Source organism: Ponticoccus litoralis (assembly GCF_039769985.1).
Classification (GTDB): domain Bacteria; phylum Pseudomonadota; class Alphaproteobacteria; order Rhodobacterales; family Rhodobacteraceae; genus Ponticoccus; species Ponticoccus litoralis.
Genome location: NZ_JBDNCH010000002.1, coordinates 2,228,190 through 2,254,156, shown reverse-complemented (window position 1 = coordinate 2,254,156; position 25,967 = coordinate 2,228,190). Strand labels below are relative to the sequence as shown.

18 protein-coding genes and 7 pseudogenes are annotated in these 25,967 nt (G+C 69.1%); 6 read left to right on the top strand and 19 right to left on the bottom strand.

Annotation, left to right across the window (positions count from 1 at the left end; genetic code table 11):
* Positions 1-36: 36 nt before the first annotated feature.
* Both ABFB10_RS12180 and ABFB10_RS12175 read right to left on the bottom strand, forming a co-directional pair.
* Positions 37-864 carry a tetratricopeptide repeat protein gene (locus tag ABFB10_RS12180; protein WP_347166725.1) on the bottom strand — a complete coding sequence of 276 codons (828 nt, stop codon included), beginning with the start codon at positions 862-864 and terminating at the stop codon, positions 37-39.
* A 328-nt stretch (positions 865-1,192) separates the two neighbouring features.
* A pseudogene (locus ABFB10_RS12175) lies at positions 1,193-2,844 on the bottom strand (electron transfer flavoprotein-ubiquinone oxidoreductase).
* 467 nt (positions 2,845-3,311) lie between these two features.
* Between ABFB10_RS12175 and greA the strand changes: the two are divergent.
* Positions 3,312-3,784: pseudogene (gene greA, locus ABFB10_RS12170) on the top strand (transcription elongation factor GreA).
* 16 nt (positions 3,785-3,800) lie between these two features.
* Positions 3,801-4,803, top strand: a pseudogene (locus ABFB10_RS12165) (hypothetical protein).
* Between the two features lie 263 nt (positions 4,804-5,066).
* Here the strand turns inward: ABFB10_RS12165 and ABFB10_RS12160 are convergent.
* The 4 genes and pseudogenes from ABFB10_RS12160 to ABFB10_RS12145 all read right to left on the bottom strand — a co-directional run bounded on the left by ABFB10_RS12160 (position 5,067) and on the right by ABFB10_RS12145 (position 8,924).
* Positions 5,067-6,856: pseudogene (locus tag ABFB10_RS12160) on the bottom strand (bifunctional molybdopterin-guanine dinucleotide biosynthesis adaptor protein MobB/molybdopterin molybdotransferase MoeA).
* On the bottom strand, positions 6,853-7,482 hold the full coding sequence (gene mobA / locus ABFB10_RS12155; protein ID WP_347166723.1) for a molybdenum cofactor guanylyltransferase MobA: 630 nt from the start codon (positions 7,480-7,482) through the stop codon (positions 6,853-6,855). Before mobA ends, ABFB10_RS12160 begins: the two are co-directional and overlap by 4 nt.
* Entirely contained in the window at positions 7,479-7,895 is a 417-nt protein-coding gene (locus tag ABFB10_RS12150) for a cytidine/deoxycytidylate deaminase family protein (RefSeq protein WP_347166722.1), read from the bottom strand. Before ABFB10_RS12150 ends, mobA begins: the two co-directional genes overlap by 4 nt.
* Before the next feature lie 154 nt (positions 7,896-8,049).
* Positions 8,050-8,924 (bottom strand): annotated as a pseudogene (locus tag ABFB10_RS12145) (formate dehydrogenase accessory sulfurtransferase FdhD).
* Positions 8,925-8,975: 51 nt separating this feature from the next.
* Here ABFB10_RS12145 and ABFB10_RS12140 point away from each other — a divergent pair.
* Both ABFB10_RS12140 and ABFB10_RS12135 read left to right on the top strand, forming a co-directional pair.
* Positions 8,976-9,695 carry an AzlC family ABC transporter permease gene (locus tag ABFB10_RS12140; RefSeq protein WP_347166721.1) on the top strand — a complete coding sequence of 240 codons (720 nt, stop codon included), beginning with the start codon at positions 8,976-8,978 and terminating at the stop codon, positions 9,693-9,695.
* Positions 9,688-10,011 (top strand): AzlD domain-containing protein, encoded by a 324-nt coding sequence (locus ABFB10_RS12135; RefSeq protein ID WP_347166720.1) that lies wholly within the window; start codon positions 9,688-9,690, stop codon positions 10,009-10,011. The genes ABFB10_RS12140 and ABFB10_RS12135 overlap by 8 nt, the downstream gene beginning before the upstream one ends.
* A 411-nt stretch (positions 10,012-10,422) precedes the next feature.
* On the opposite strand, the gene ABFB10_RS12130 is transcribed toward ABFB10_RS12135, so the two are convergent.
* The 11 genes and pseudogenes from ABFB10_RS12130 to ABFB10_RS12080 all read right to left on the bottom strand — a co-directional run bounded on the left by ABFB10_RS12130 (position 10,423) and on the right by ABFB10_RS12080 (position 21,713).
* Positions 10,423-11,073 (bottom strand): hypothetical protein, encoded by a 651-nt coding sequence (locus ABFB10_RS12130; RefSeq protein ID WP_347166719.1) that lies wholly within the window; start codon positions 11,071-11,073, stop codon positions 10,423-10,425.
* 132 nt (positions 11,074-11,205) lie between these two features.
* The gene (locus ABFB10_RS12125) at positions 11,206-11,340 is read right to left on the bottom strand and encodes an aa3-type cytochrome c oxidase subunit IV (protein WP_023848087.1); all 135 of its coding nucleotides are present in this window, start codon (positions 11,338-11,340) and stop codon (positions 11,206-11,208) included.
* Positions 11,341-11,449: 109 nt separating this feature from the next.
* Entirely contained in the window at positions 11,450-12,631 is a 1,182-nt protein-coding gene (locus ABFB10_RS12120) for an HlyD family type I secretion periplasmic adaptor subunit (protein WP_347166718.1), read from the bottom strand.
* A gap of 171 nt (positions 12,632-12,802) precedes the next feature.
* On the bottom strand, positions 12,803-14,986 hold the full coding sequence (locus tag ABFB10_RS12115) for an ATP-binding cassette domain-containing protein (protein WP_430523042.1): 2,184 nt from the start codon (positions 14,984-14,986) through the stop codon (positions 12,803-12,805).
* Between the two features lie 17 nt (positions 14,987-15,003).
* Positions 15,004-16,296 (bottom strand): TolC family protein, encoded by a 1,293-nt coding sequence (locus ABFB10_RS12110; protein WP_347166717.1) that lies wholly within the window; start codon positions 16,294-16,296, stop codon positions 15,004-15,006.
* Between the two features lie 107 nt (positions 16,297-16,403).
* On the bottom strand, positions 16,404-17,900 hold the full coding sequence (locus ABFB10_RS12105; RefSeq protein WP_347168004.1) for an Ig-like domain-containing protein: 1,497 nt from the start codon (positions 17,898-17,900) through the stop codon (positions 16,404-16,406).
* Positions 17,886-18,014, bottom strand: a pseudogene (locus tag ABFB10_RS12100) (hypothetical protein); the annotation flags it as partial. The gene ABFB10_RS12105 and the pseudogene ABFB10_RS12100, both read right to left, overlap by 15 nt.
* 235 nt (positions 18,015-18,249) lie before the next feature.
* A pseudogene (locus tag ABFB10_RS24135) lies at positions 18,250-19,251 on the bottom strand (hypothetical protein); the annotation flags it as partial.
* Positions 19,190-19,735 carry a BapA/Bap/LapF family prefix-like domain-containing protein gene (locus ABFB10_RS12090; protein ID WP_347166715.1) on the bottom strand — a complete coding sequence of 182 codons (546 nt, stop codon included), beginning with the start codon at positions 19,733-19,735 and terminating at the stop codon, positions 19,190-19,192. The gene ABFB10_RS12090 and the pseudogene ABFB10_RS24135, both read right to left, overlap by 62 nt.
* A gap of 194 nt (positions 19,736-19,929) precedes the next feature.
* Entirely contained in the window at positions 19,930-21,015 is a 1,086-nt protein-coding gene (locus ABFB10_RS12085; protein WP_347166714.1) for a Gfo/Idh/MocA family protein, read from the bottom strand.
* Positions 21,012-21,713 carry a GntR family transcriptional regulator gene (locus ABFB10_RS12080; RefSeq protein WP_347166713.1) on the bottom strand — a complete coding sequence of 234 codons (702 nt, stop codon included), beginning with the start codon at positions 21,711-21,713 and terminating at the stop codon, positions 21,012-21,014. The genes ABFB10_RS12085 and ABFB10_RS12080 overlap by 4 nt, the downstream gene beginning before the upstream one ends.
* A gap of 81 nt (positions 21,714-21,794) precedes the next feature.
* Here ABFB10_RS12080 and ABFB10_RS12075 point away from each other — a divergent pair, with 81 nt between their 5' ends.
* Together ABFB10_RS12075 and ABFB10_RS12070 are read left to right on the top strand one after the other, a co-directional pair.
* Complete coding sequence (locus ABFB10_RS12075; protein WP_347166712.1) at positions 21,795-22,949, top strand: LLM class flavin-dependent oxidoreductase; 1,155 nt, start codon at positions 21,795-21,797, stop codon at positions 22,947-22,949.
* Between the two features lie 397 nt (positions 22,950-23,346).
* Entirely contained in the window at positions 23,347-23,850 is a 504-nt protein-coding gene (locus tag ABFB10_RS12070) for a flavin reductase family protein (protein ID WP_418595139.1), read from the top strand.
* A gap of 206 nt (positions 23,851-24,056) precedes the next feature.
* Here the strand turns inward: ABFB10_RS12070 and ABFB10_RS12065 are convergent, their stop codons facing one another.
* Complete coding sequence (locus tag ABFB10_RS12065; protein WP_347166709.1) at positions 24,057-24,482, bottom strand: NUDIX hydrolase; 426 nt, start codon at positions 24,480-24,482, stop codon at positions 24,057-24,059.
* Positions 24,483-24,971: 489 nt separating this feature from the next.
* Complete coding sequence (locus tag ABFB10_RS12060; RefSeq protein WP_347166707.1) at positions 24,972-25,952, bottom strand: SH3 domain-containing protein; 981 nt, start codon at positions 25,950-25,952, stop codon at positions 24,972-24,974.
* Between the last annotated feature and the right edge of the window lie 15 nt (positions 25,953-25,967).

Here is a 25,967-nt window from a genome sequence, read left to right as displayed (position 1 = left end):
CCCGAAGGTAGGTGGCCATCTGCACGTACAGCAGGGTCAGGTCGTCGCTGCCCTCGTTCGAGAGCGCGCCGCCGAGGGTATAGAACACCTCGGCCATGCCGTCGCGCGGCGAGCCGACCTGCGTGAAGGCCAGCTTGTCCCCCCGGCCAGGCTGTCGCGGATCTGTTCCAGACCCGGGTCCAGATTGCGCCCGAAGGCGGTGTCCAGAAGGCTCAGCGCCTCCTTGTTCTGGTCAAGCTGGCTGAGGATCTGAAGCCGGGCGATGACGCCGCGCCGGGTCGAGGCCATGCCGGATGTCCCGTCCCCGGAAAACAGCGCGTTGGCGCTGTCGAAATCGCCGACCGAGGCCAGCGCCAGCGCCTTGTGATAGGTCGAGAAAGAGGCCAGCCCCGGCACCTTGGCGACCTCGTCGAAGGCGAGGATCGCGGCGCTCATGTCGCCCTGGCCCAGCTGCGCCCATGCCTTGATCAGCCCGTCGGCCAGCGGACCGGCGCCGCGCTTGTCCTCGATGGCCTTCAGGATCGGGCCGTAGTTCTCGGCCCGCGCATCCCGGGCGATGATCGCCATCTGCGCGATCTGGCTGGCGTAGCCGTCCTGCTGCATGCGGTCGGCCAGCGTCGAGGCGCGGTCGATCTCGCCCAGCGAGAGGTTCGCGAGAATGCCGAGTTCCAGCAGTTCGGGGCGCCCCGGATCGAAGGCCAGCGCGCGGTAGTAGTAATGCGCCGCCGACTTGAAATCGCCGTGGAAGCTGGCCTGCCGCGCGGCAAGGTAATCCCCGGCGATCCCGTTTGCCGCCACCGGCAGCGGGGCCGCAAGGAACAGGGCCGCAAGGCCCGCGCGAAGTCCGTTTGCCATAGCTGCCACGATAAATGCCTCCGTTGGTCTGTGCGCGAAAGCCTAGCGGCCCCGGGGCCGTGGTGCAATCGCGACAATCCCCATCCCGTGGGTCCGGGCCTGCCCCCACACCCGCACGTTTGCGTGAGCCCCGCCCTCCGCGCCCCATGCGGGCGGTTCCGGGGCCGGGCCGCGCCTGCCCCGCCAGGCCTCGACCATGCCGCGCCTGCCAAAGCGCCCCGAAGCACACGGCAGCCTTTCCACATCGTCACCCTGCCTGCCCGGGCCGGGGCCGCCTGTCGCGCCCCGACCCCCATGCAGACACTGCGCCCGATTGTTTAAGAAAAGGTCAAACCACTTACATATTGGGGTAGTTCGGCCCGTCCCCACCCTGCGGCACGGTCCAGTGGATGTTCTGGCTGGGATCCTTGATGTCGCAGGTCTTGCAGTGCACGCAGTTCTGGAAGTTGATGACGAAGCGCGGCTCCTTGCCCTCTTCGCGCACCACCTCGTAGACGCCCGCCGGGCAGTAGCGCTGCGCCGGTTCGTCGTAGTTCGGCAGGTTCTCGGCAATCGGAACCTCTGCGTTCTTCAGCGTCAGATGCGCGGGCTGGCTTTCTTCGTGGTTGGTGAAGCTGAACGAGACGTTGGTCAGCCGGTCGAAGGACAGCGTGCCGTCGGGCTTGGGGTAGTCGATGGGCTTGTGTGCAAAGACCTTTCCGGTCGCCTCGGCATCGGTCTTGCCGTGCTTCTGCGTCCCGAACAGCGACAGGCCCAGCAGCTCGTTCGTCCACATGTCGAAACCGCCCAGCGTCAGCGAGGCGGTCAGGCCGTATTTCGACCACAGCGGCTTGACGTTGCGCACCTTCTTCAGGTCCTTGCCGATGGCGCCCTCGCGCACATCGGTCTCGTAGGCGGTCAGCTCGTCCGAGGCCCGGCCCGCCCGGATCGCCGCATGTGCCGCCTCTGCCGCCGCCTTGCCGGACAGCATGGCGTTGTGGTTGCCCTTGATGCGCGGCACGTTGACCATGCCGACCGAACAGCCCAGCAGCGCCACGCCGGGCGCAACCATCTTGGGCATCGACTGGTAACCGCCCTCAGAGATCGCCCGCGCGCCATAGGCCACGCGCTTGCCGCCCTTCAGCAGCTCGGCCACCATCGGGTGGTGCTTGAAGCGCTGGAATTCCATGTAGGGGTAAAGGTAGGGGTTCTTGTAGTTCAGGTGGACGACGAAGCCCACGTAGACCTGATTGTTCTCAAGGTGATAGATGAAGGACCCACCCCCGGCGTTCGCGCCCAGCGGCCAGCCCATCGTATGGGTGACGGTGCCCTCGCGGTGCTTGGCCGGGTCGATCTCCCAGATCTCCTTCATGCCAAGGCCGAATTTCTGCGGCTCGTGCCCCTCGGACAGGTTGAACTTGCCGATCACCTCCTTGGACAGCGACCCGCGCACGCCCTCGCCGAGGAAGACGTATTTACCCAGAAGCTCCATCCCCGGCTCGTAGCCGTCGCCCTTGCTGCCGTCGGGGTTCTTGCCGAACTCGCCCGCGACCACGCCGCGCACTTCGCCGTTCTCGCCGTAGACGAGTTCCGAGCAGGCCATGCCCGGGAAGATCTCGACACCCAGCGCCTCGGCCTGTTCGGCCATCCAGCGGCAGACATTGCCCATCGAGACGATGTAGTTGCCGTGGTTGTTCATCAGCTTGGGCATCGGCCAGTTCGGCACGCGCACCTGCCCGGCCTCGCCCAGCATGTAGAAGTTGTCCTCGCGCACCGGCACGGTGATCGGCGCGCCCTTCTCTTTCCAGTCGGGGATCAGCGCATCCAGCCCGCAGGGATCCAGCACCGCACCCGACAGGATATGCGCGCCAACCTCGGAGCCCTTCTCCAGCAGGACGACCTGCAGATCGGCGTCGAGTTGCTTCAGGCGGATCGCGGTCGACAGGCCCGCGGGGCCGCCCCCACGATCACGACATCATATTCCATCGACTCCCGCTGCATGTCCGTCATGTGGCCTCTCCCTTCCGATGGGTTTGCGAAACAAAATTTCAAAGGGAGTTAGCGCGGCAGCGCGGCACGGGTCAATCGGAACACGGCGTCGTGTCGCCCGTTAGCGCCCAAAGCGGTCCCGACGCGCCGCTTTTTGCACGCCCTGCGCCGCTGTCTTGGCCGATGCAGGGGCAAAGCGCGGGCCGCTCCCCTGCGACCGCCGGCAAGACATAGGCGTGCCGTCAAAGACTGCCAGCCCGACCCGGTGGCTTTCCCGCGTCCCGCGCCCCCGGCTCTCCGGTCGCGCGGATATCCGCCCAGCCGCGCGGCCTTGCACAGAGGCCTCCTCTGGCCCCAGTGGCCGCGCGGCTGGGCAGTCCTTTGCAGGTTGCAAAAATCCTTCTGGCGGGTTAGGCCACGTGGCTTTACATCCGCCTCACGGGCGGCAAAACTCCCGAAACTCTGGTTTCCAAGGCGACAGGCACCCCATGGAAAAGATCCTGATCACCCGCGCGGGTTTCACCGCGCTCGAACGCGAATTGAAGCAGCTCAAGTCCGTCGAGCGGTACCGTCGGTCATCCGGGCGATTGCCGAGGCGCGCGAACTGGGCGACCTGAAGGAGAACGCCGAATACCATTCGGCGCGCGAGAAGCAGGGCTTTATCGAAGGACGCATCAAGGAGCTTGAAGGCGTCATCGGGCTGGCCGAGGTGATCGACCCGACAACCCTGTCCGGCGCGGTCAAATTCGGCGCCACGGTCACCTTGGTGGACGAAGACACCGACGAGGAAAAGACCTGGCAGATCGTCGGCGAGCACGAGGCCTCGATCGAGAAGGGCCTGCTGAACGTCAAATCGCCCATCGCCCGCGCCCTGATCGGCAAGGAAGAAGGCGACAGCGTCGAGGTCCGCACGCCGGGCGGCGAGAAATCCTACGAAATCCTTTCCGTCTCATTCAAATAGGGGCAACGGGGGCGCCATGGCCGAGACAAGGGAAGCCCGCCCGTCGATGCCGGGGTTCTACACCCGCAGTGTCGAGGGCGTGACGCCGATCGAGATCGCGGCGACGGCGGCGACGGTGCTCTGGCTGGCCCTGTCGGGGGGCTTTTTCCTGCTTGGCGATGCCGGGGCCGCGACCGGCGGCATGCATTTCCTGCTGGTGCTGATGATCGTCGTGCTGCCGGTCTGCCTGATCTGGGTGGCGGCGCTGGCGGCCCGCTCGGCACGGATCATGCGGGACGAAAGCGCGCGGCTTCAGGCCTCCATCGACGCGCTCCGGCAGGCCTATATCGCCCAGTCGCAGGGCGGCAAGGGCGAACCGCCCCACCCCGCCATCATGAAGCGGCTGGACGAGATCGCAGGCGCCCAGCGCAATTTCGAGGCGACGCTGGCCATGGTCGGCGGCGTCCGCACCGCCGAACAGGCTTCGGTCTCCGCCCCGCCGCCGCCGCGCGGTGCCGATGACCAGCAGATGCTGTCGCTCGGCACACCCGCCGAGGCCATGCAGCCGCCCCTGTCGAAGGCCGATTTCATATCCGCCCTGCACTTCCCGGAAACCGCAGAGGACAAGGCCGGCTTCGCCGCCCTGCGCCGCGCGCTCAAGGACCGCAACGCCGCCAAGCTGATCCAGGCCTCGCAGGATGTGCTGACGCTGCTGTCCGAGAACAGCGTCTACATGGACGACCTGCGGCCCGACATGGCCCGCCCCGAGACCCTGGCGCAGCTTCGCCGCGGGCGCCCGCGGACGCGCCATCGCCGGGCTGGGCGGCATCCACGACCGCTCTGCCATCGCCCTGACGGCGGGACGGATGAAGGAAGACCCGATCTTCCGCGACGCCGCGCATCACTTCCTGCGCCGCTTCGACCAGCAGTTCACCAGTTTCGCAGAGCAGGCGACGGACGAAGAGATCACCGCCTTCTCCGCCACCCGCACCGCCCGCGCCTTCATGCTGCTGGGCCGGGTCGCGGGCACCTTCGACTGAACACAGCCCCCGGCGGCCAGCCGCAAGCCCCCGATCCGTGACCGGGCCTCGAACCGCGAAGCCTCCCGCCGATCCCGCTGCCCCACAGGGCGGCGCGCCCCGCGCAAGCCGCCGCAGCCCCCGGCTCACCAGCCCCACCTTCTTCGGTCTTACAAATACCTCGGGGGTCGCCATCGTGGCGCCATCGGTCCGGGCGACGATGGCGACGGGCAGAGCCCCTAGCCGGTCGCCGGGCATCGGCCCGGCGAAACCGGACGCATCCCCTACAGCCCGAAGGACCCGAAGGGGATGTAGCGCACCGGCACACCCGGCTCGACGATCATGGCGCCGTCGGGCAGTTCCACCAGTCCCTCGGCCCAGCTCAGCCCGGAAACGCGACCCGACCCTTCCGACCGGAAGACCTCGGCCCGCCCGTCGCGAATGCGCGCGCGCAGGTATTCGCGCCGCCCCGGTTTCTTGCGCTTCGAGAACCCCGCGGGCACGTCGAAGCCCTGCGGCTCGGACCAGTCGGCCCCCGCCAGCAATGCCAGCGCGGGCCGCGCGAAGATCAGCGTGCAGACGAAGGCCGCCACCGGGTTGCCCGGAAGGCCGAAGACGGGGGTCTTCCGGTTCCACAAGCCCAGTGGCCAGCGGCCGCCCCGGCTTCAGCGCGATCCGCCAGTCGTTCAGCGCCCCCGCCTCGCGCAACAGCGCCGACACATGGTCCTCGTCCCCGGCAGAGGCCCCGCCCGAGGTCAGCACCGCGTCCACGTCCGCCCCGTCCAGCCGCGCCCGCAGCGCAGCCCGGTCATCGCCGACATGGCCAAGGTCCACCGCCTCGTGACCGAAGCGCGCCAGCAGCGCCAGCAGCATGGGCCGGTTGGCATCATAGGTCTGCGACACCCGGGCCGCCGTGCCCGGGGCCACGATCTCGTCCCCGGTCGACAGCACACCGACCCGCAGCGTCGCCCGCACCGGCAGCGCCCCGTGCCCGGTGGCGGCGGCAAGCGCGAGGTCGGCGGGGGTCAGCAGGCGGCCCGCCTGCAGGCAGGGCGCCCCCGCCTGCATGTCCTCGCCCGCAGGGCGGGTATTGGCCCCCGGCTTCACCGGCAGGCGGAAGGCCAGCCGCGCCCCGTCGGTGCGGGTGTCTTCCTCCAGCACCACCGTATCGACGCCCTCGGGCAGCAAGGCCCCGGTCAGGACGCGCACCGCCTCGGCCCGCCGGCACGGCGCCCGCAAAGGGCGCGCCCGCAGCGGCCCGCCCGGGCACCAGCGGCAGGACGACCTCTTCCGTCCCGGGCAGGGACTCCACCGCGAAACCGTAGCCATCGACGGCGGTGTTGGGATGCGGCGGGTTGGCGCGCCGGGCCGTGATCTCCTCTGCCAGCACGCGCCCGCTGGCGGCGGACAGCGGCACCGTCTCGACCGCCGTGACCGGGTGCAGTCCCGCGCGCAGATGCGCCAGCGCCTCGTCCACCGGGGTCCGGGACACCCCTCGCGGCAGGGCAAAGCAATCGTTTGTCAGCGGCGGCGGCTTCAGCCCGCCGGACTCGTCCGGCGCCTGCCGGGCCTCTGGCTCTTCGTCCAGCCCCAGGTCGCGAGCGATGAAATCGGCGATCGAGGCGGTATCGTTCAGGTCGAAGACCGGGCGGTCGATTTCCAGCGGCACATCGCTGGCCACCGCGCGGACCGTCGGATCGCCCGGCGCGATCAGCGGATTGCCGGGGGCGGCGCGAAAGGCCTCTATCTTGGGGTGGCCATCGCGTTTGTAGCCCTCGACCAGCACCAGATCGCAGGGCCCCAGACCCGCCAGCAGCGCCGCCAGCGAAGGCTCCTCTCCCTCGGCCAGCTCGGTCATCCGCGCCGCCCGGCGGGCCGAGGCCAGCACCACCTCGGAGGCCCCCGCCACCCGGTGGCGGTGGCTGTCGGTGCCGGGGTGATCGACGTCAAAGCTGTGATGCGCGTGCTTGATCGTGCTGACCCGCAGGCCCTCGGCGACGAAATGGCCGATCAGCCGCTCCATCAGGCCGGTCTTGCCGCCGTTCTTCCAGCCGGTGACTCCGTAGACATTCACAGCATGGCCTCCGCCCGCGAGAGATCCTCGGGGGTGTTGATGTTGAAGAAGGGGTCGAAGCCCGCCGCGGGAAAGACCGTCTCGCGCCCGCCGTGGCGTTCCGTCCACAGAACGACCTTGCGCAGCCCGTCCCGCAGGGACGCGCGCAGGTCGTCGCGCAGCGCCACCGGCCAGAGACCGAAGGTCGGGTGCCGGATCAGGCCCGAGCGGGCGCGGCTGCGGGTCTCGGCCTCGCCCTCGGTCGCGGCCAGCACCAGCGGATGGGCCTGCCCCTCGGCGGCCAGCAGCAGGCGCGGCACGAGGTCCTCGGGAAAGAAGGGCGTGTCGGCGGCGACGCTGACCACCGCCTCGGCGCCCTGTTCGGCGGCCCAGTCCAGCCCCGCCAGAACCCCCGCCAGCGGCCCGGGGAAATCCGGCAGCGGATCGGGACGCACCGGCAGGCCCGAGGCGGCAAAGCGCGCCGCATCGCCATTGGCGTTCAGAAGCACCGCACCGACCTGCGGCGCCAGCCGTTCGGTCACCCGGTCCAGAAGGCTCCGCCCGCCAAGGCTCAGCAGCGCCTTGTCGCCGCCGCCCATGCGCGTGGCCAGCCCGCCCGCGAGTATGACGCCAAATGGTTGTTTCACGGCTTGCGCTTCCCGTCCTTGTAAGCGGTGGGTATCAGGTCCGAGAGCGGGCGAAAGGCCATGTCCTCGCCATCGGGCACCGCCACCAGCGCGCCCGCCGCGTAATCCAGCATCAGCTCGCGGCAGGATCCGCAGGGCGGGATGACCTCTCCGCGCCGATTGACCGCGCCGCAGAAGATCACGACATCGTCCGGGTCGGCGGCCTTGGCCATTCCGATGGCCACCGGTTCGGCGCAGATGCTGGCGCGCGGCAGCGTGCTGTCGAGGTTCATGCCGATGTAGCGCCTGCCCGAGGCGGTCAGCACCACGGAGGCGACCGAGTGCCAGTCGCCGCGCTGGCGGTCGCGGATGAAGTCGCGGGCGGCGGCGATGGCCTCCCGCAGTCTTGTGTCGCTGTCCATGTCGTCCTTCATGCCGCTGCCTCCGCTATTCCGGCGCGCACCCCCGCCCTGCCGGGACGCTGGCCGCCGCCAGCCGGACAGGCAGTGTGAAGACCCGGGGCCTCCGCCGTCAAGGGCTGTGCCGGGCGCGGCACGGGGCCTGGCCCGCGGACAGCACCCGCCCCGGTCATTCCGCGCTCTTGCGGCGGGACTTGCGGTCTTCTTCCGGCACCGCGTCCGGGTCGATGTCGCGGATCAGGCGCTCCTCGCCCGCGAGGCAGACAAAGCGCTTGCCGCGCATCCGCCCGATGCAGGTGAGGCCAACCTGCCGCGCGATCTCGACCCCCAGGCGGTAAAGCCCGACCGCGAGGCCAGCACCGGAATGCCCATCAGCGCGGTCTTGATCACCATCTCGGAGGTCAGCCGCCCGGTGGTGTAGAGGATCTTGTCGTCGGGCGAGACGCCTTCGCGGAACATCCACCCGGCGATCTTGTCGACCGCATTGTGACGGCCCACGTCCTCCATGTAGACCAGCGGGCGGTCGCCCTGACAGAGCACAGTGCCATGGATCGCCCCGGCCTCCAGATACAGCGAGGGCGTGGTGCTGATCCCGGCCGCCGTGGCGTACAGCCAAGAGGTCCGCACCGGCGCGGGCGGCAGGGTCACCGCCTCCAGCCCCTCCATCATGTCGCCGAAGACCGTGCCCACGGCGCAGCCAGAGGTGCGGGTCTTCTTCTGCAGCTTTTCCTCGTAGGTGGTCTCGGACGCGGTGCGGACGACCACCGTTTCCAGCTCTTCGTCGTAATCGACGCCGGTCACGGTCTCATCGTCGCCCAGCATCCCCTGATTGCGCAGGAATCCCAGCGCCAGGTACTCGGGGTAATCGCCGATGGTCATGGCGGTCACGATCTCCTGCCGGTTCAGGTAGATCGTCAGCGGGCGCTCCTCGACCACCGCTGTCTCGATCGCGGCGCCGGTATGGTCGGTGCCCGAGACGCTGCGCGTCAGGCGGCGGTCCCCGGCAAGCGGTGCGATGAGGTAGTCGGAGGCGGGCGATTGCATCTGGTCGAGGCCTTGGATAGGGCAAGAGGGCAACAGGATCGGGGGTCAGTCATGGCAAATGGCGGGGTGAAGTCAAGCTACTGGCGCGGTGTCCGCGACGGGCTGCCCTTCCTGATGGTGGTCGGCCCCTTTGCCGTGCTCTTCGGCGTTCTGGCGACAGAGGCCGGGCTGACGGTGCTGGAATCGCTGGGCTTTTCCATCGTCGTGATCGCGGGCGCCGCGCAGTTCACCGCGTTGCAACTGATGTCCGAACAGGCGCCGACGCTGATCGTGATCGCCTCGGCCCTGGCGGTGAACCTGCGGATGGCGATGTATTCCGCCTCTATCACGCCCTACCTCGGCGGGCTGAGCCTGAAGAAACGGATCCTCGCGGCCTATTTCCTTGTCGATCAGACCTACGCTGCCGCGGCCATCGAATACGAGAAGCGGCCAGAGATGACACGGGCTGAGCGCTACGCCTATTTCATGGGGGTCGCGACGCCGATCTGCCCGCCGTGGTACGCCTTCACCGTCATCGGCGCGCTGGTCGGAGAGACCTTTCCGCCGGGCCTCGGCCTTGATTTCGTGCTGCCGCTGGCCTTCCTCGCGATGCTCGGCCCGGCCCTGCGCACCGGCGCGCATCGGGTGGCCGCGCTGGTCGCGGCGCTGGCGGCGCTGGCCCTGGCCGGGCTGCCCTACAACCTTGGCCTGATGGTTGCGGCGGCGCTCGGGATGCTGGCGGGGGCCGAGGTCGAACGCCGTGTCGAGATGCGGGAGGCGGCCCGTGGATAAGTCAGCACTCTGGATCGTCATCGCCGCGCTGGGGGTCGGATCCTTCGCGTTGCGCTTCGTGTTTCTGGGGCTGGTGGGCGACCGGACCATGCCACCCTGGCTGCTGCGCCACCTGCGCTACACCGCCGTCGCGGTCATGCCCGCGCTGGTGGCGCCGCTGGTGCTCTGGCCCAAGGCGACGGAGGGCGAAACCGACCCGCTGCGCCTCTCGGCGGCCTTCCTGACGCTGGCCGTGGGCTACCTGACAAAGAACCTCTACGCGGCCATGGGCATCGGGGCGGCGGTCATGCTGGGCGGGGCCTGGCTGGGGTCCTGAGGGCCTTTCCAGCACCACGAACAGACCTGCCCCGACGCGACGCCGCGCCCGCCGGGGCAGAGCGTGTTTCGACCTGAGGACCCCGGGTTCGGGGTGGCTACAGCGTCACGCCGGAACCTGGGGCATCCCGTGACACCAATGCCCCGAGAGCGCGGCAGGCACTCGGCTTCACAGGGGAGAGGCGGAACGCTTTACCGTCTTTCGGCCTGCGGGAGGCCTCGCCCGAGGGGCACGCTGCTGCCAGACCGGGGTCTTTCGGGGGCCCAAGGGCTGCCCCCGGCGCCGACACGCGGCCCGCGCGGGACACAGCTTTCAACCGGATGTTCACCGAATCGCCCGAATGTAGAGGGCGGTCGGGAGGGGGAAACCCGTTAGCCTTTCATGAAGGCAGCGGACGGGTCCGCCGGACCCTCACCCCTCTGCGGCAAGGGCCAGCCGCGCGTTCCGCTTGCGCTCTTCATAGGCCTTCACCGCAAGGCTCTTGTCGTCGTCGTCCATCTCGCGGCGCACCCGTTCCGTGACGCCGGGCAGTCGAGAGAAGTCATCGGCAAGCTTGTTGGGATACCATTGCGACCCGATGTTCTGGAAGCCCGGCAGTTGCCGCAGGATGCCAGAGGTCGCCTTGCTGCACTGCGCGGCAGGCACGGCACCGTGGCCCTGCACCAGCTGAAGGGCGCGTTCCGCCACCTCGGGCGCCACGGTCGTCTTCTGGATGCGCACGCGATAGGTCTCGCGCGCATGGGCGCTTTCAAAGACCTCTTCGACCTCGGGTGTGATGCCGTAGAGGACATCGTCGATCTCTGGCACGCTCTGGAAGCGCACGGACCCGGCGGGGTCGAAGACCACCCGCTGCGAGGGTGCATTGATCATCATCGCCGTATGAGCGCCCGAGTCGCTGCGGTTGTTGATCATCGTGTACAGCGTGATCTCGGACGGGCCGTCGTGGCGATAGGCGGCGCGCGCCGCCTCTTCCGCGGTGGCGTTCGGCCCCGACACATTGCCGGCGCAGCCCGACACCAGAACGGCGCAGGCAAGGGCCGCGAAGAGCGCGCGGATCGTCATAGGTCCACCCCTGTCATGTCTATAACTCCCGGGCAGGGTCGCGCGGCACAGCGCCGGACCCAAGGCACGAATGCGTCATCCCGGGAAGGAGCGCGCGGCCTGTGGCAATCCTGCCCCGCCGCGCGCGTGGCGTCAGGCGTTGAAGACCGCCATGAAGATCACCAGGCACAGGATCACGATCATCGCGCGGATGGTGAAACTGATGAAGCCCTCGAAGGTCTTTTCCTGGACGGTGATGTCCATCGAGCCGTGCTTGTGTTCTGCCATGGTCCCAAGTCCCGTGATTTGCGTTTGCCCGGTGACCTAGCGCAGATCTCGCGCCCCTGTCACTGCGCCATTCTGCGCCCTTTCCGCCCCAACCGGCACGTCAGCCCCCCTAGGGCTCACGGAAGGCCTCGCGCGATTTGTAGAGCGGCTTCAGCAGGTATTGCAGCACCGTCTTCTCGCCGGTGTGCAGTTCCGCCTGTGCCTGCATGCCGGGGCGGATTTCCATCGCGGCCTGCCGGTCGGTCAGGTCGTTCAGGTCGACGCGGACCGTCACCTTGTAGTGCGGCTGGTTCTCGGGGCGGCGCTCGTCCTTGAAGGTATCCGCCGAGATCACGTCAACCCGGCCCTTGAGCGTGCCGTAGATGGTGTAGTCATAGGCCGACAGTTTCACCGTCGCCTCCTGCCCCGGGCGGATATTGGCGATATCCTCGGGGCGGACCCGCGCCTCGACGAACAGCTCGTCGTCCATGGGGATGATCTGCATGATCTCTTCGCCCGGGCGCACGACGCCGCCGATGGTCGTCACCGACAGCGTGTTCACCACCCCGTGCATCGGCGAGGTCAGCACCGTGCGGTTCAGCTGATCCTGCGAGGCCTTCAGGTTCTGCCGCAGCGTCGCCAGTTCCCTGAGCGTCTCGGAATACTCCTCGGCCCGGCCCAGTTCGGTCTGCGTCACGATCTCGTCAAAGGCTTTCTCGGCGTCGGCATGGGCCTTGCGGGCGCGTGTCACCTCGATCAGCGCCACCACCTTCTTGTCGAGCAGGTTCTCCATCAGGCTGCGCTCGGACGCGGCCTGTTCCAGAACCCGTTTCGCGCCCGCGCGCCGGGACAGGTAGTCCGACTGCCGCGCAGCCAGAAGCGCCTGTTCCGAGGCCACCAGATCACGCGACCGCTCTGCCAAAGACGCGGGGACTTCGACGACCGAAGCCCCCGCCAGTTCGGCCTCGAGCCGCAGGCGGCGGATCTCGAGGGCGGTGATCTGGTCCTGCAGGTCGTCCACCGACGACCGGAACTGCGTGCCGTGCAGGCGGGCAAGGATATCGCCGCGCAGCACCTCGTCGCCCTCCTTCACCAGCAGCTCGGAGAGGATGCCGCCTTCGAGGTTCTGGATGATCTGGGGGCGCGAGCTGCTGATGATCTCTCCGTCGCCGCGCACGATCTCGTCCAGCCAGGCCATCGAGGCCCAGACGAGGAAGGCCAGCACGGTCGCGGCGCAAAGCCAGACGGTCAGCGACGGCCCGCGCATCCGGGCGCCCAACTGGGCGGTCAGGTCGGTGGTGCTCAGGGTCATCTGGAAGGCCTCCGCGACGGCTTTGGGCGCAGCACTTGCCCCGCGCCCGGCACCGGGACGATCCCGACGCCCCGGCAACGGACCATGGCGCGGACCAGCGGCGCGCCGTGCAGGTCAGACAGCAGGCCCCGGACCGGGCCGAGGTCTGGCGTGCCTAGCCCCGCGCGCATCTCAGGCGGCCCCCTGCGTGCTGCGCAGGTGGTCGAGCACCTGATCGCGCGGCCCGTCCACCGCCAGCCGCCCGTTTGCAAGGATCAGCGTGCGCGAGGCCAGTTGCAGGATCGGCACGCGGTGCGTGGCGATCACCGCCGTGCGCCCGGCCAGCCAGCCTTCGAGCCGCGAGATCAGCGTCTTTTCCAGCGTCTGGTCCAGCGCGGCGGTGGGTTCGTCCAGCAGGCAGATTTCCGGGTCCTGCAACCACAAACGCGCCCAGCCGATGCTCTGGCGCTGCCCCACCGACAGCCCCTCGCCGCCGTCGCGGATATCCAGATCCAGCCCCTTGGGATGGGCCTTCACGAAGGGACCCAACCCGGCGAAATCCAGCGCCTGATACAGCCGCCCGTCGTCGCGCTCCAGCATCGACAGGTTCAGGTTGTCGCGCAGGGTGCCCTGAAACAGCCGCACCTCCTGCCCCAGATAGCCGATCGACCGTCGCAGGTCGCGCGGCTCGATCTGGCTCATCTCGGTGCCGTCCACCAGCACCTTGCCCGAGCCGGGCGCATAGAGCCCCGTCAGCATCTTCAGTAGCGTCGACTTGCCGGATCCGTTGGCGCCCAGCACTGCCAGCACCTGCCCCGGCTGGATCACGAGGTTCTGCAGGTCCACCGCCGCCGCGCCCTCGGGGTCGTAGCGGAAGGTGGCGCCCTGCACCTCGAAGCGGCCTTCCAGCCTTTCGCGCCGCAGGTAACTGCGCGCGGGCGCCCGGTCCTGCGCCACGCCCGCCAGCCCGTCGAGGCCGTCGAGCGCCGCCTTGACGTTGCCCCAGCGCGCGAGGATGCCGGACAGTTGCGTCAGCGGGGCCAGCGTGCGCGAGGACAGGATGCCGACGGCGATGATGCTGCCCACGGTGAACTCTCCGGCGAAGACCAGATAGGTCCCGGTGATCACGGCACAGACATAGGTCGCCTGTTGCAGGCCCCGGCTCCAGAAGGTCAGCGAGGCCGCCAGCCGCCGCTGGTCCGAGCTTTTCAGCGCCTGCACGGCGGTCAGTTCTTCCCAGATCCGCGCAAACCGGGCCTCGGCGCGCTGCGTCTTGATGGTGTCGAGGTCGCCCACCGCCTCCATCAGCAGCCGCGCCTGCCGGGTCGAGGCACCTTGCATTTCCTCGGTCAGCCGGATCATGCGGCGCTGCATCAGGAAACCCGGCACGACCATCAGGATGCCGCCCGCGATCAGCACCCAGACCACCGATCCCGCGATGGACCAGACAAGGGCAAGGAAGACGAAGATGAAGGGGATGTCGGCCATCGCCCCCACGGTCGAGGCGGTGAAGAACTCGCGCACCGAACCGAAGTCGCGCATCGCCGAGAACAATTGCGAGGGCGAACGTCCGGCCAGATCCGACCGCATGCCCAGCAGCCGCCCCATCAGCAGACGCTGCGCGCCCATTTCGATCTGCCGCCCGGCCCCGTCCAGCAGCCGCGAGCGCGCGACCTTCAGGAAACCTTCCATCAGCAGCGCCAGCGCGGCGCCCGCCGCCAGCACCCAAAGCGTCGCCTCGGACTGGTGCGGGATCACCCGGTCGTAGACCTGCAGGCTGAACAGCGCCACCGAGACCGCCAGAAGGTTCGCCACCAGCGACCCCAGCGCCACCTCGCCAAAGGCCCGGCGGAAAGGCGCGAACTGGCCCCAGAACCAATGCTGTTCCGCCTCGGCGCTGGCGTGGATCTCGGCCAGCATCTGCACCGGCGCCTCGGCCCGGACCACCTGCCCCGCGAAGGGGCCGCGGAACTCCGCAAGCCCGACCTCGGCCTGCCGCGAGGCGGTGGTCTCGTCGTAGATCGTCAGCCAGTCGCCGTCGCGCGCCAGAACCAGCACCGCCTGCCCGTTCGTCATCAGCGCCAGCGCAGGCCAGTCGGCGGCCTCCAGCGACGGCACATCCTGCACCCGCGCCAGAAGCCCGACCGCCTCGGCCCCGGCCTTCAGCGCATCGCCGTCGAAACTGTCGTCCGGTCCGGCGTTGCGGGTCAGCGCCTCCAGCACGTCGGGGCTGCGCGCCTCGACCCCCAGACGCCCGGCCAGCACCCGGATCAGCGCGGCCCGGGACCGCGCCCGGTCGGAATGGCGCGGCGCCTGCGCCACACTGTCGGCGGGCACCGGCACCATGCGCAGCGCCGCCCCCGCGCGACCGGCCATGCCCCGGAGGCCCTGCGTCACAGGCGTGCCCCCTCGGCCAGCGCGCCTTGCAGGCGGGCCAGTTCCAGCGCCGCGCGGGCGGCCTTGTAGCGCAGGTCTATCTCGGCCTCCAGGGCGGTGGCGTAGATCTCGTAGACGCCGACCACATCCATGACCTGTCGCTGACCGCCCTCGTATTGCGCCCGGAACAGGTCGAGGTTCGTCCCGGCCTGAGCGGTCAGGACAGCCGCCTCCTGCCCTTGCCGCCGGTAGGCGTCGCGCTGGATACGCTGCGACTGGATCTGGCGCGCGGCCACCTCGCGGGCCTCGCCCACCCTGCGGTCGGCGCTGACCCGTGTCGCCTCGATGGCTTCGAACTCTGCCATGGTCCCCAGCGAAAACAGCGAATCCGTGGTCAGTTCCAGCCCCCCGGTGACCCGCCCGTCACGGCCAAGCGCGCCGGTCGCCGCAAGGCCCGGCAGGTGCCCGGCGCGGGCGATCTTCGCCTCGGCGATGGTGCGTTCGCGTTCGGCCCGGGCCCGCAGCACGCCCAGCGCCTCTCCGGCGCCCGGGTCACGCAGGCCGCCGATGCCGGACAGCTCTGCCAGCGGGCGCGCCGACATGGCGTCCAGTTCCGCAAGCGCCACCGCCGCGGCCTCTTGCGCCTCGCCGGTCCGGGCCCGCATCGAGGCCAGCTTCTGCCGCACCACGTTGAGGTCGGACATGTCCGAAACACCGCCCTTCACGCGCTCGAGGATGACCCATTCGAAATGGCCCATCTCTTGCAGAGCGCCCCGCAGATGCGCCGCAAGGTCACGGTTCTGCTGCGCGGTCAGGTACAGAGACAGCGCGTCGCCCACCCGCCTGTTGCCGTCCTCGACAAGGGCAACGGCGGCGATCTCGACATTGGCCTTGGCCAGATCGCGCTCCGCCACCCTGCGCCCGTTGTCGAAGAGCACCTGGTTGATGACCAGTTCCGCCACGAAGGCGCCCAGCGACTCCAGCGAGACGCGCGGCCCGAACCGCGGCATCCAGTTCTTCGCCGCCGCCTCTGCGCGCAGTTGCGCGACGCGCAATTCCGCCTCTGCCACGCGGGCGTCCGAGGCGATCACGGCATCGGCGACCCGCGCATAGGGCGTGCCCGGCTCGATGGCGGAGGGACGCAGTTGCAGGGCGTGTATGATCTCGGAGGCCTCCGAGGGCCGGGTCACGGCGGGCTGCGCCCGGGCCGCGCTGGCCGGGGGCGCCGGGTCGGGCCCCCTGAACCGGCTGACCGTGCCCTCGGCCATCTCCTTCATGCATCCGGGCAGCATCGCCAAAGTGACGATCAAGCCCAGGCTCCGCCTGCGTCTGCTCATGTCGTGCCCCCGTTACGGCGCGTTTTATGGTTATCGGGATCCGGGGCCCGGTTCTGCCGGGCCTCCGGACGCTGTGCCTGTCAGACCACCCCGGTCACGGCGGCGATCTCGTCCTCGATCAGCAGCGTCGCATCGCCCAGCGAGAAGACGTTGAAGGTGGTGCCCTCCACCTCCTTCGTGCCCTCGGCCTCGGCGCCGGTGATCGTGACGCTGTCGTCGGGCCCGCCGCGCACCGTCACGGTGTCGGTGGTGGAAGACAGCGCCATGATCTGCGCCTCGGTGATGGTCAGCTGGCTGTCTTCGGCGAAATGCAGGTCGATGGTGTCGACCTGATAGCCGGACAGCGCCTCGGCGATGTCGTCGGACATCAGGACATCGTTGGTCCCGGGATCGTCGGTCACAAGATAGCTGCCGGTGGTGTTGCCCGCCGCATCGGTGGCCGCCAGCACAAGATGCGTGCCGTCGGCCACATGGCCATCGAGGTTGATATAGGTCTGGCCGATCCCCGGAATGTCGTCGCTGCTGCTGACATCCACCGCCGTCACCAGCGGCCTGCCCGCCGGGTCGGTCACCTGTCCCAGAAAGACCGTATCCTCCGAAATCTCGGTGCGGATCAGGTCCACCCCCGCGCCGTCGCGGCCATAGCCGGTCCAGCCCGGCGCATCCGGGGCATCCGTGTCGATCGTGATGCGGTCGGTCAGCCTGCGGGTGTTGCCTGCCGCATCCGTCGCCTCGACCAGCAGCGGCGCGTCCAGCGTGCCCTCGGGGATGGACCCGGCGGGAATGTCCACCGTCCAGTTGCCCGCGGAATCGACCGTGGCCACATGCGCCACCCCGCCCAGCGTGACCGATACCGTCGATCCCGCTTCGACCACGCCGGTCAGGGCAAAACCCGCCTGCGCCTCGAGCGCGTTGACCACGCCGTCTGCGCCGCCCGGCGTGCCACCCAGCGTGAGGTTCCGCACCAGCGTGTCCACGTCGACGCTGCCCGAGGCGGTCTCGACATTGCCTGCCCGGTCGGTGGCGGTCGCCGTGACGGTCAGGCTGCGTTCGCCGGCCGGGATCTCGGCGACCGAGAACGCCGCCGTCCAGGACCCCTCCGGGGCAACCGTGGCGGTCCGGGTCACGCTGCCCAGCGTCACGGTGACGGTGCTGCCGGGTTCCGCCGTGCCGGTCAGGGTCACGCCATCCGACCGCTCGACGGCATTGACGACGCCGTCGCCCCCGACCGTTTCGGTCATCACCGTGACATTGGTTTCGGTGTCGATGGCGATGCTGCCGGTGACCGTCGCCACGTTCCCGGCGGCGTCGGTGGCGGTGGCGGCAATCTCCATCGCGGTCTCGCCCTCGGGGACATCGCCGGTGGGCAGGGTCACGGACCATGCGCCATCCTCGGCCACCCCGGCCGCGTGTTGCGCGCCGTTCGCGGTGACGGTGACGACAGAGCCCGGCTCTGCCTGCCCGGTCAGCACCACGCCATCGGCGCGCTCTGCCGCGTTCACCACGCCGTCGCCCCCGACAGTTTCCGTTTCGACCGACAGTGCGATCTGGGTGTCGACGCTGAAGCTGTGGTCCACCGTCGTGACATTGCCCGCCGGATCGGTGGATGTGACGGTCGCGACCGTGTCGTAGGTGCCTTCGGGCAGGGCGTCCAGAACGACGCTCCACGCGCCGTCCGCACCGACCGTGGTAGCGTAGTCCTCGGCCCTCTGCGGTGACCACGATGGCGGCGCCGGTCTGGCCGGTTCCGGTCAGCGTCACGCCGCCCGCCTGCTCGAGCGCGGAAATCAGGTCGTCCCCGGTCAGGGGCAGCTCTGTCAGGTCCAGCCTGTTGACGGTATCGATCTGCACGGCATCGGTGACGGTTGTCGTGTTGCCATAGGCATCACTGCTGCTGATCGTCACATCGGCGGTATATTCGCCCGGCGGGCACACGGTGTCGTCGAACCTGACGCCCCATGCGCCGCCGTCGGACACCGTGACGGTCTGCGTCGTCTCGCCCAGGGTGACGGTCAGCGCGGCACCGGGCTCTCCGGTGCCGGACAGGGCGACGCCACCCGCGTGGCTGGCCGCGTTGAAGAGATCGCCGGTCGAGACAAAGCCCTGTTCAAGGCCCAGCGCCGGGGGCGTGGTGTCGATGGTGAAGGAGGGGCCGTCAAGCTCGGTCACGGTGCCGCCGGGATCGGTCACCACCACGTCGATGTCATCGTAGTCGCCATCGGGCGGGAAATCGTCGCCGTCAAAGACCGCCTCCCATGTGCGGTCCGGGTCGGCCACCACGGTCACGGTCTCGCCGCCGATGGTGACGTCGACCACAGAGCCCGGATTGCCGGTGCCCGAAATCACGATCGCCGGGTCGTCGCCGCCAGCAATCACATGGCTGCCCTCGGAATCATCGACGGTCGGAGCGATCCAGGGCGCGTCGTCACCGCCACCCACGGTGTCATCGCCGCCGCCCAGGGTGTCATCACCGCCGCCCACGGTGTCATCACCGCCGCCAACGGTATCATCGCCACCGCCCACGGTGTCATCACCGCCACCCACGGTGTCATCGCCACCGCCCAGGGTATCATCGCCGCCGCCAAGGGTATCGTCGCCACCGCCCAGGGTGTCATTGCCACCGCCCGGGGTGTCATCGCCACCGCCCAAGGTATCGTCGCCGCCGCCCACGGTGTCATCACCGCCACCCACGGTGTCATCGCCACCGCTCAGGGTGTCGTCGCCGCCGCCCAAGGTATCGTCGCCACCGCCTAGGGTATCGTCGCCGCCACCCAGGGTATCGTCGCCGCCACCCACGGTGTCATCGCCACCGCCCGGGGTATCATCGCCACCGACCACGGCGTCATCGCCACCGCCGCCGCCATCATCATCGCCGCCGCGCCCCAGCAGCAGGGCACCGCCGGCGGCAGCGGCGGCACCTGCGCCCATGCCGCCGACCCCAAGCCCCGCCCCGCCCAGCAGCCCGGGCGCCAGCATGCTGACCTCTTCCTCTTCGCCGGTATAGGGCACATCCGCCGAGACCATCGGCTCGTCGACAAAGATCAGGTCGTCCAGGGGAGCTCCACTTGCCCCATGTCTCGCCCGGCCCGTATTGCGCGAACAACGCCCCGCCCTCGGCCTCGATGAAGCCGACTTCGTTCAGGACACCGTTGGAACTGACGAAAAAGCGGCTGGCCCCGGCGGTGCCGGCAGCGTCGAAATAGCCCTCCAGCACGATGACGCGGCCATCGGCAAGGGTGATCAAAAGGTCATTGGCCGCCCGGTCGTAGCCGCGCAGATCGGACTGCGCCACGTTCAGGGAAATGTCGTTTCCGGACCCGGCTTCGATCAGAAATGCCCGATCGCTTCCACCCACGAAACCATGCTCGACCGCACCCACAGGGGTACGGATCACGAAATTGATCGCGTTCATATAAAAATACCGCTCTGCCTCTGCGCCCATAATTTTTTTGGGCTGTTTTGCTCGGGGTCGAACCTACCCGAATTCCGACACATTCTCTAGATGGAACCTGTCACGCTGCGCTGGAAACGGGGATATTCGCCCCATCCGCGCCGCATTCAGGGAATTCTGTGGCATATTTGCGGCAAAGACAGCGCAAACATGCCTCAATGGATGTACGCGACCTGCCCCGTCTCTACCGCACGTTGTGCCGCAAGACCCATGCGTACAGCCCATGCGCCATCGCTCAGGGACACCGACCACGGGCCACGCCCCCGCAGCGCCTCTGCAAAGGCCCGGTGCTGGTGAAAGGTCGCGCCATTGTGGTCGCCCGCCGCCTGAAGCGCCGGGTCCAGCGGCAGCCGGGTGACCTGCGGACCGGGCGGCTGGCGCGGGCTTTCCTCGACCTCGGCCAGCGGCGAAGGCCCCAGCGCCGGGGGCCAGAACCGCGCCGGGCCGGGCACGCGCGCCTCGATCCGGCCTGCCGGGCCGCAGGCCGACAGGTCCTCCTGAAATCGGCTGCCCTCGGCGTACATGCACAGCTCCAGCATGGCGCGGGCGCCGCTGGCGAAGTCGACGATGACATAGGCGCTGTCCCAGATGTCGGGCACCGCGTCGCCGTAGCGTTCGGCGCGATGGTTCACCATCTGGCCGCCGCTGGCCATGATCCGCACCGGGTCGGACTTCAGCGCCAGCCGCATGAGGTCGAAGAAATGGCAGCATTTCTCGACCAGCGTGCCGCCAGTGTAGCGGTTGAAGCGGTTCCAGCCGCCCACCTTGGGCAGGAAGGGAAAGCGGTGCTCGCGGATCGTCAGCATCGTCGCGCCGCCGGTGACCGCGTCGATCCGGTCCAGAAAGCGCGCGATGGCGGGCATGTAGCGGTATTCCATGGCCACCCAGACCGGCAGGTCCAGCGCCGCGACCCGCGCCGCCTCTGCCTCGGAGATGTACAGCGGCTTTTCCACCATCACCGGCAGCGGACGGCGGCGCGCGATCTCTTCCAGCTGCGCGACGTGGCAGTGGTTGGGGCTGGCGATCAACAGGCAGTCAAGGCCCTCTATATCAAGAAGCGCGGCCAGGTCCGCGCACAGCACGGCGCCGGGGGCCAAGGTGGCCGCGATGGCCGCCATATCCGCATCCGGCTCGACGATCGCGGCGACCCGCGCGCCGGGCAACAGGGCGATATTGCGCAGGTGCTCCTGCCCCATCATGCCGCATCCGATGACGCCGTAGCGCAGCGCCCCCGCTGTCATTTCAATCGCGCCACATAGGTCGCCACCTCGGTGTCGATCCAGCCGCGGGACACCTCGGCCCGCGCGCCGTCCCGCGCAAAGCTGACCCGCGTCGCACAAAGGCAGGGCGCGCCGGGGCGCGGTCCGAAGGCATCGGGCGCCCAGTCGGGGACGGGCAGCAGGCTCATGCGGTCCTCGGCGCGGGTGATCCACAGGTCCAGCCGCTCTCGGTAGAAGCGGTAGAGCGATTCCGACAGGTCGCGCCGTTCGATCCGGTCCGTGTAAGCCCCATCCAGCCAGATCTCTTCCAGGATGGCGGGCCTGCCGTTCAGCCGCCTCAGGCGGCGGATGCGATGGGCCTCGGCGCTGGAACCGAAGGGCGGCAGGCCCTCGGGCTTCGCCACCCGGTCGATGGACAGAAGCTCGGCGGTCGGCAGCCCCCCGCCCTCCAGCAATTCGACGCGGAAGAAGGCATAAACCGACTGCACGTCCGCCTGCGCCCTGATATAGTTGCCCGATCCGTGGACACGCTCCAGCAGGCCCTTCTCGGTCAGATCCTCCAGCGCCTTGCGCAGCGTGCCGACGGAAATGCCCAGACGCTCGGCATAGACCCGTTCGGGCGGCAGGCGTTCTCCGTCCTGCAACCGCCCGGCATTGATTTCGCGGATCAGCATTTCGCTGATTTGCAGGTAGATGGGCAGCGCGTGACGGTTCCGCATAGGGACTCCCTGAAATTGATACAGTATTGATCTACATGAACGCGCCTGCTACGCAAGAGGAAATCAAGTCACGGAGGCGCCATGACCGTCGTGCCCATCACCTCTGCCGATCTGGACGCCGTCGAGGTCAGCTGGTTCGCGGCCCTGTGTTCGGACGATTACGAATTCCTTGGCGTGCCGGACGGGCGGCTGCGGTCGTCCTTCGCGCATTGTTCGGCCATCGTGCAAGAGGCCGAACGGCAGGGCTTTCGCAATATCCTGTGCCCCTCGTCCTACCAGGTCGGGCAGGACACGCTGAGCTTTGTCGCGGGCTGCGCGCCGATCACCGACCGGATCGCCATGCTGGCCGCCGTGCGCTGCGGAGAGATGCAGCCGATCATGCTGGCGCGCACCTTGGCGACGCTCGACCACATGCTGGAAGGCCGCCTGACGGTGAACGTGATCAGCAGCGACTTCCCGGGCGAGACCGCCGAAAGCGCCCTGCGCTACCAGCGCTCGCGCGAGGTGGTGGAGATCCTCAAACAGGCCTGGACCCGCGACACCATCGACTACGCGGGTGACCACTACCGCTTCAGCGGGCTGCCCACCGATCCGGCCCGGCCATGGCAGAGCGGCGGGCCGCTGCTGTATTTCGGCGGCTATTCCCCCGACGCGCTGGAGCTGTGCGGCCAGCATTGCGACGTCTACCTGATGTGGCCCGAACCCAAGGCGCAGATCGCCGAGCGCATGAAGGCGGTGAACGCGGTGGCCCGGCGCCACGGGCGGACGCTGGATTACGGGCTGCGCGTGCATGTCATCGTCCGCGACACAGAGGCCGAGGCCCGCGAATGGGCCGAACACATCACCTCGCGGCTTGATGACGAGATGGGCCGCCTGATCCGCGAGCGGGCGCTGGACAGCGGTTCGCTGGGTGTCGCGCATCAGGCCCGCGCGCGCAAGCTTGCGGACCAGTACGGCTATGTCGAGCGCCACCTCTGGACCGGCATCGGGCGGGCGCGATCAGGGTGTGGGGCGGCCATCGTCGGCTCGACCGACCAGGTGCTGTCGGAACTGGAAGAGTACCGCCGCATGGGCATCCGGGCCTTCATCCTCTCGGGCTATCCGCACCTGGACGAATGCCGCCACTTCGGAACGCGCGTGCTGCCGCAGATGGCGACCTGCTCGCTGCCGCAGGCCTACGGGCGCCTGCCCGACGGCCCGCCCGCGACCCCCTTGGCCGCCGGGGAACGGCGCTGATGCACAGCGCCGCCCCTGCCCCGTGCCCGGGCCGCCGCCCTGCCCGCTGCGCTTGTGCGGGTGCATCGAAAGACCCGACGGCCCGCAGCCCGGTCGCTGGCGGCGCCGCCTGCCCGGCGCAGGCGTGACGGTGTGACCCGCGCGGCGACCGCAGGCCCTTGCACCGCAGCACCGGACGCCGCATAAAGCGGCGCGGTTCCGGGTGCCGACCGTGGTCCGGATGCCGCGACGGTTGCGATTGCCCGGCTCTTGGCGCATCGTGGCCGCATTCTACCTGTAGTCGGAAAGCAACGATCCGGCCCGGATCGCCCGTGCGGCACGCGCGCCCATGGACAGGGAGACAAGGTTTGAACGACACATCAACGCCCTCGGCCACGCGCCGCCCCGAGGCCCGGACATGACCGCAATGCCCCATACATTCGACCCGGCAGAAGCGGACCCCCGCAGCTTTCGAGACGCGCTGGGACGCTTCGCAACCGGTGTGACGGTGATCACCTGCGCGACCCCCGAGGGACCGCTGGGCATCACCGCCAACAGCTTTTCCAGCGTCTCCCTCGACCCGCCGCTGGTGCTCTGGTCCCCGGCGAAACGGTCGACGCGGCATCCGTTCTATGTTCAGGCCGAGTTCTTCGCGATCCATGTGCTGGGCGCCGAACAGGTCGACCTGTGCTTCGACTTCGCCCGCGACGGGGTTGCCTTCGGGCGCTACGACTGGACCTACAACCAGCATGGCGTGCCGATGCTGGACGGCTGCCTGTCGCGCTTCGAGTGTCGGCAGGTTGCGATCCATGACGCCGGCGACCACTCGGTGGTGATCGGGCAGGTCTCGCGGGTGACGACGCGCGACGGCCATCCGCTGGTGTTCAGCGCGGGCGATTACGGGCGGTTTCAGAAGGCCTGAGCGCCTGCCCCGCCCCGCCTGGGACCGAAGCCCCGCTGCCCCGACTGGCTGTCCCGGCCTCGCGCAGGCGGCGCGGCGCCCCAGATTGCGGGCAAAACGCTTGGCCCGGTGCCGCCGTCGCGCGTGCCCGCCCGGGTCGAAAGCCCCGCTTTGACGCGATCAATTCCGCAAAGCTCCCAGATCGGCGGCCCGATGACCGCGCCGCCCTACCGGTAGCTCTTCAGCAATTCGCGGATCACCGGCTGTTTCTGCGGTCGGTCGTGGATGGACAGCAAAAGCGCCGCCAGTTCCGGCTCGGCCACCCGCTTCGACGCGGCCTTGGGCGAGAACCACTTGCGCTTGCGCTCGCCGCGTTCCTTCCAGTTGCGCAGCAGGGTGTCGACGAACAGCGGATAGACCCGGACGAGGCAGGGCACGACGCTGCCATCCGGCATGACCTTGCCATAGCGGTACTGGCCCAGCTCCTCGCTGCCGATATGCCCGCGCGCCCCGGCCTCTTCCAGCGCCTCGATGGCGGCGGCGTCCCGTGGCTTCTCGCCGTCCATCGTCCAGCCCTTGGGCATAACCCAGCGCCCGGAATCGCGCGAGGTCACCATCAGCACCCTGACCCTGTCCCCTGCGTCCCAGCGCATCGGCAAAGCCGCTATCTGATCGCCGACTACGGGCAAGACGCCCCCCAAGAGACCATTCAAGAAACCATTTCCGCCCGATACCGCAACAATGCGACAACCGTGCGACAATCGCCCCATGTCACCGGGAAAACAGGCGAAGACCGCTCCGAAAGGCCGACGCGATCCCGGCCGCCCTGCCCCGGCGGTGGCGGTGCCCTCGGCCAGCTGCCCGGTCAGCCGGTCGGCCATCATGGGGGACAGGTCACCGCCAGCCATCCGAGCCAGCCTGACCACCCGAGGGAGCGCGAGGGCCCTCCCGCGCCGGATCCGTGAACAGCGCCACGCCCTCCGCCGAAACGGCCAGCAGGCCCTGCCCGGCTGGCAGGGCCTGCTGCGCCGGGGCCGTCCCGGTCGGAAACCCCACCAAGAACCCGGCCCGGACCGTGGTGCGGATCGGCCTCGCGAACTCGGGGCGGTCTGCTGTGATCCCAGAAAGCGCGCGCGGCGGGATCAGCCGCCGTAAAGCACCGCGTCGGGGATCTCGTAGCGCTCGGCCCCGTCCACCAGGATCGTGCTCAGGTCCGAGGTGCGGCTCTGGCTGACGCTGCGACCGGGGTCGCTGCCCACCAGCTGACCGCTGCGGAAATCGAGATAACGCTCGCCGCCGCCGGGCAAGGTGATCCAGACGCTTGCGGTGCCATCGGTCCCGCGCGAGACGCGGAAGGGGCAGCTGCCCATCGGCTGGCCCGCACTTTGTGCGCAGGGGACAAGGCCGCGCGCCTCGGGCGAGGGCCGCTGACGGGCGTCGGAGGCCGCCGCTTCGCGCAGATAGCGCCCGGCGGCCCAGCCGGTCAGCGGCTGATCGCCGGCAAATCCGACCCGGCACCAGCGGGTCTGGCCGTTCATCCGGCACCCCATGTTCCGCACGCGGTCGCCGCTGGCAAGCTTGCCCACCACCGCGTAGCCGGTGCCCGGCCCCGACCGCACGTTCAGCGTGTCGCCCGCCGAAAGCCCGGTGACCTGCCACCAGTCCGGCCCGCCCGACAGCCCGTCGGCATAGTCTGGCTGCCGCGCCGGAGCCTGCGCCGCCGCGCCGCCGATGGACACCCGCAGCGTGTAGTCGGTGGTCTCGTCGCGCCGCGCGGCATTGCGCATCAGGAACACCCGGATGCGATAATCCCCCGACGCGGGCAAAGTGCCGCTGAACCGGTTGCCCGAGGTCGACCCGATGTGGATCGCCGCCGGATCGTTGCCCACCAGCAGGTTGAAATAGGCCGAAGGATTGCTGGGGGTAAATTCGATGGTCATGGTCTGCCCGGCGCTGGCGCCAAGCAGGTAGTCGATGCTTTCGTAGCCGCGCAGGCGGTCGCTGATTGTCGCCCCCGAGGTGCCGGGCGCGAAGGTCACGCGCTTTTCCACCGTGGTCTGGGCGCCGAGGATGCCGGGGGCCAGTGCGATCCACAGCAGGATCAGGCCCTTGATGATACGCATGCGTCGTCTCCTTCT